This is a genomic window from Fervidicella metallireducens AeB (genome assembly GCF_000601455.1).
Lineage (GTDB): Bacteria > Bacillota > Clostridia > Clostridiales > Caloramatoraceae > Fervidicella > Fervidicella metallireducens.
Map to the genome: position 1 here is coordinate 1 of NZ_AZQP01000082.1, position 4,868 is coordinate 4,868.

General features: G+C 29.7%; 4 protein-coding genes. All 4 read right to left on the bottom strand.

The features are described 5' to 3' along the window. Nucleotides 1-282: 282 nt before the first annotated feature. The 4 genes from Q428_RS13340 to Q428_RS13355 all read right to left on the bottom strand — a co-directional run bounded on the left by Q428_RS13340 (nt 283) and on the right by Q428_RS13355 (nt 4,746). The gene (locus Q428_RS13340; RefSeq protein ID WP_035381746.1) at nt 283-954 is read right to left on the bottom strand and encodes an ABC transporter ATP-binding protein; all 672 of its coding nucleotides are present in this window, start codon (nt 952-954) and stop codon (nt 283-285) included. A 14-nt stretch (nt 955-968) separates the two neighbouring features. Then, nucleotides 969-2,435 carry an ABC transporter permease gene (locus tag Q428_RS13345; RefSeq protein ID WP_035381747.1) on the bottom strand — a complete coding sequence of 489 codons (1,467 nt, stop codon included), beginning with the start codon at nt 2,433-2,435 and terminating at the stop codon, nt 969-971. Nucleotides 2,436-2,612: 177 nt separating this feature from the next. Continuing rightward, complete coding sequence (locus Q428_RS13350; RefSeq protein ID WP_242847852.1) at nt 2,613-3,953, bottom strand: sensor histidine kinase; 1,341 nt, start codon at nt 3,951-3,953, stop codon at nt 2,613-2,615. 130 nt (nt 3,954-4,083) lie between these two features. After that, nucleotides 4,084-4,746, bottom strand: coding sequence for a response regulator transcription factor (locus Q428_RS13355; protein WP_035381752.1), 663 nt, complete (start codon nt 4,744-4,746; stop codon nt 4,084-4,086). Nucleotides 4,747-4,868 lie beyond the last annotated feature (122 nt).

Sequence of the window (4,868 nt, forward strand, 5' to 3'; positions counted from 1 at the left end):
AATAATAACCATAGATTCACATTATATATCAACTATATCATAAATTATATTAATTTTTCTTGATATTGCTTCCAAATTCTTTGTATTTCGACATATGATACTCCAGGATGTGTTTTATACATTCTTTGACCATAATATCCATAAAATAATAAGCATTAAATTTTTTTGCTCACATAATATATAAAAGTATCAAAAATCAGTTCAATAAGGTCAAGCCAGACAGTTTAAAAAATATTTTTTATGTAGAAATCTCCCCTTACTTATCTGACTTACCTATATTAATTACACAACAATAAGTTTTCCATTTCTAAGATTTATAATAACATCTGCTTCCCTTGCTACTTCCGTTGAATGTGTCACGACAATTACACATTTATTATCATCATGTGCTAAAGTTTTAAAAATATCTACTATTCCTTTTGCTGTATCCTGATCTAGGTTTCCTGTTGGCTCATCCGCTAAAATTAAATCTGCATCTGTTGAAATTGCTCTTGCAATAGCTATTCTCTGTTGTTGGCCGCCACTTAGTTTTTGTATGTTTCTATCTGCCTCCTCTCTTGTTAGTCCAAATTTTTCTATCAAATCATAGGCTTTCTGTTTCTTATTTTTTATCTTGTTTTTTGTGATTTCCATAGCTATCAATACATTCTGCAATCCTGATAGATATGTTATTAAGTTATATGATTGAAAAACTATTCCTATTTTTTTATTTCTATAATTGGTTAGCCCTATTTGTTTTATATTCTTTCCTTCATAGAATATTTCACCACTTTTAGGAGTGTCTAAAGCACTTGCTAATGCTAACGCAGTTGTCTTACCTGAGCCAGATGGCCCAAGTATTGTATAAAATTTACCCTTTTCAAAACTAAAATCTACGTTATCTAAAATATTTATCTTTTTGTTACCATTTTGATAGTAATAACTTACATTCTTAAACTCTAGTACTGTGTTCATTTTTCTAACCCCCTTCATTCATTTCTAGTAAGAATTGTTTTTGGATTAAACCTTAATATTGAAATAGCTGGTAAAAATGTTGCGATAAATACTATCAGTATTCCTATCAAACTTAATTTCTTCATATCCTTTGCCGTTACACTTACATCAAATTCATCTACAGGTTCAACTTTTAAGTTCCTTACAATTCCGCCTGGTCCAACTCTTAATCCTTGCTGCCTTCCGAATACTTCTTGATCTTCTAGCGTTTGTGAAACTTTTATTTCATTTTTTAACAGAATATCACCTAATTCTTGTGCTACCACCTTACCCGTGAAAGTTGATATTGTGAATGCTATACATGTAATTATTAACGTTTCTACTACCAATTGGCCAATAATCTTTATCCTGCTTTCACCCATTGATAATAAAACTCCAATTTCATATTTTCTATCCCTTAGTGATAATATAATTATAAGTGCTAAAATGGCTGCCCCAGCTAATGTAATTATATAAACAATGGTTTTTGAAAATGAAGCTACATTTTCTATTGGCCCCATCATCTGTTTATATAGCGAATCATTGGCATCCAATTTGAATTTGGTAAAATCGATATTCGCTTTCAATGCCTCATTTTTAAAGTTCTCAACATTAATTGGATCATCTATATAGTAAATGGCACTCTCAATTGTATTTGTTGAAGTAGTAACCATATTTGATACCTTTAGTTTTGATGCTGTTATATATGGAACATATATTTTATTGTACGGACTCATAAATGATAAATTCATTCCCATATTATTTACGTTATTTGTATTTGCCTCATATATTCCTATGATTTTAAACAGTATATTTTGTTTTCCATCTAGAGATTTTATCTTTATTTTATCACCAATCTTTAGACTATTCTTTTCTACAAGATTCTTTTCAACTATAGCCACATTTTTATCTCTATCTTCATCAGTAAAGTGTCTACCTTCAATTAATTTATTAGTTCCTTCTGTAAATTCTGTTAATAATCCTGAGAAAAGTGCACCAGAAAGGGATATATTAGCATTTGCCATATTTTGACCCTCTCCCATACCCATTCTCATCCATCTTCTATTGTTATTGCTGTTATCATTACTCTGAGCTGTCTCCACATCGACAGGTTTAAAATCATCAGCTTCTACCAATGCTGAGGATATGTAATTATATCCAGATACATGGTTTAATTTAATCAATTTATTTGCATCTTCAATTGATAATTGTGGTGCCTCTGGTCTTTTTTCCTCGCTGTATCCTGATTCTCTAAGACTTTGCATATATTTTCTCATATCTGCCTGAAGTATCACTGTTCCACCTAGCTTTTTTCTTGCCAGCTCTCCAGATTTTTTCGTAGCTGTCTGTATTGATAATCCAGCTAATACTAAGTTAGCTATTAAACCTAATACCAATATTAATATAATTGATTTTGCTTTTCTTTTGGTTACACTTAGAAACGCTCTCTTCAAAAAGTTCATATTTTACCCTCCCAAGCTATAATGATTCAATGTAAATTTTTACATGTTCACAATGGAGATTTTATAATAGAATTATGTATTTTATGTGAAGTATATATGTTCTTTTTATGTTTTATAGTCTTGTCATATCATTTCTTTTATATATAAAAAAGGAGTCCTTTGGACTCCATCAAATCATTACTGACTTATTTTAAGTTTTGGAAATGATGTCTGAAACATAACACCAAGCTCTGTATTATTCATTTTATATCTTATGTTATGGGCATCTAATATCATTTTTACAATATATAACCCCAAACCACTTCCCCCTGTACTTCTACTTCTAGATTTCTCTAATCTATAGAATGGTTTGAAAATTTCACTTAATTCTTTTTCTTCAATATGAACACCAGTATTCTCAACCTCAAATATTATGTGTTCTTCTTTTTCAACTAAATTTAAGTAAACCTTTTCTCCTCTGTTTGTATGATTTATTGCATTATTAATTATATTTGCTATTGCCTTCTTAATTAACATCTCATCTACATATACAAATAAATTATCACTTATATTCATAATCATATCTATATTCTTTTCTTCTGCTAAAACTGAGACGCTATTGACTAAACTGTTAATCAAATTAGAAATATTGACTTCCTTTAAATTAGGTTTAAATCCATCCGACTCTATCTTTGATATTTCTAATATTTCCTTCACCATGTTTTCCATATCCATTAAAACTTGATGAGATCTATTTAAATACTTGTCTCTTTGTTTGTATACACCTATGTTAGCGATCATACCTTCAAGCTGACCTTTTATGATGGTTATTGGTGTCTTAAGTTCATGGGATATAGTTGCTAAAAACTCTCTTCTCTTCTTTTCAAGTTCCCTTTCCTTCTCAATGTCATTAACTAGCTTTTCATTAGCGTCTTTAAGTTCTGTCATGGTTTTTTGTAGATTATAAGATAATTCATTTAAACTTTTGGATAATTCACCTATTTCGTCCTCTCCTGTAACAATGCATTTTTTGTCGAAATTAAGTTTTGCCATTTCTTTCGCTACATTGGTTATTCTAATTAATGGTTGGGCTATTATTTTAGAATATATTAAAGCTCCTGTTACCGAAACAATTAATACTATCATACCAATATAGGGCATAAACATTACTAACACCTTTGAAGCCTCATCAATTGGTTGTAAACGTGCAGTAACAAGCACTGTATATACCTGTGGGTCTTCTGCGAATGTAATTTCTTTCCAACATGTGTATCTTGATAAATTTTTTTTACCTTTACTACCGTTAACTGATTCTTCTCTATCAGGTATATTATAGCTAAAGGGAGTTGAAAATTCTTTATGGGGTTTTCCATAAAAGAATTTGGTTATCTCGGAAGGAAAGTACACTATATATCCATTACTATCAACTACTACCATAGATACATTATTATTTGTTGCGAATTCATCTAGATAGTACACCCCTTCATCCACAGATATATTTTTAAGCTTATCTGATAGGTTATTTAGCCCTCTCTCCAAGCTATTTTTTTTGTAAATGAAGTAATAATTGGGCATCAGAAAATATAGTATTAAATAGATACTTAAAGAAGTTACCACTAACAGAATACTTGTGATGACAAATATTCTATATGTTATACTTTTTTTAATTCTATTTCTCAAGTTTATAACCAACACCTCTAATCGTTTTAATATAGTCTGTATTAAGCTTATGCCTCAAATTTTTTATATGTGTATCTATCACCCGTGCATCTCCATAAAAATCATATCCCCATATTTTTTCTAATAAAACTTCCCTTGTTAAAACCCTTCCCTTATTTCTTATTAATGTTTCTAAAATTTCAAATTCCTTAGTTGTTAACTCTACATTTTCATTATTAACCCAAACACGATAACTACTCTTATCAACCGCAATTTCTTCAAAATATACTCTATGATCTTCGTAATCTTTGTTTGTTCTTCTAAGTACCGCCTCTACCCTTTTAAGTAACAAATTTATTGAAAAGGGCTTTGTTATATAGTCATCTATTTTTAATTCAAATCCCCTTATTTGATCCTGTTCTTCTTCTAATGCAGTTAACATTATAATGGGTACATCTGATACCTTTCTAATCATTTCACACACAACATATCCATTTATTTTGGGCATCATAATATCTAAAATAATTAGGTCATATTTTTCTTTATTAAATTTCTCTATCCCAACCAAACCATCCTCCGCTAATTCAACCTTGTAACCATTTGCAGAGAGCGTTTCACTGATAATTTCTTGGATATCAAAATCATCTTCAATTACTAATATTTTTTCATGCATTTTTCCACCTACCTTCCTATCTATATTATAAATCTCTTTTCTGTGTTTTTTGTGAATTTTTTTCGTATCCAGATACTTTAATTAATTAAAATAAAAAAGCACATCATTTTGATGTGCTCTTA